This is a genomic window from Ammonifex thiophilus (genome assembly GCF_003368535.1).
In the GTDB taxonomy this organism is placed as follows: domain Bacteria; phylum Bacillota; class Desulfotomaculia; order Desulfotomaculales; family Ammonificaceae; genus Ammonifex; species Ammonifex thiophilus.
The window spans coordinates 1-236 of sequence record NZ_QSLN01000108.1 but is presented as its reverse complement, the minus strand read 5'-3'; the positions used below and the strand labels follow the sequence as shown (position 1 = coordinate 236).

1 pseudogene is annotated in these 236 nt (G+C 50.0%); it reads right to left on the bottom strand.

The annotated features are described in order from the left end of the window. Window positions 1–9 precede the first annotated feature (9 nt). Window positions 10–236: pseudogene (locus tag DXX99_RS11275) on the bottom strand (ISLre2 family transposase); the annotation flags it as partial.

Here is a 236-nt window from a genome sequence, read left to right as displayed (position 1 = left end):
CAGAGCGAACTACCAGAGAAGACTGACATTTCGGCTCAAAGCTTTGAGAGCCTTGGTTAGTGGAGTCACCGAACCCCGTAAAGCAGGAAGATTATCGAATACCTCACCTGATACTTTCCTCAGCCTCTGCCTCTCTTCCTCAATAGCAGCCTTATCGATCTCTAAAGCCCTTAAGCCCTCCCTCCATCGAGCTATATACTGCTCCTGCAAGGAAACACCGTTTGCCTTCGCTACCC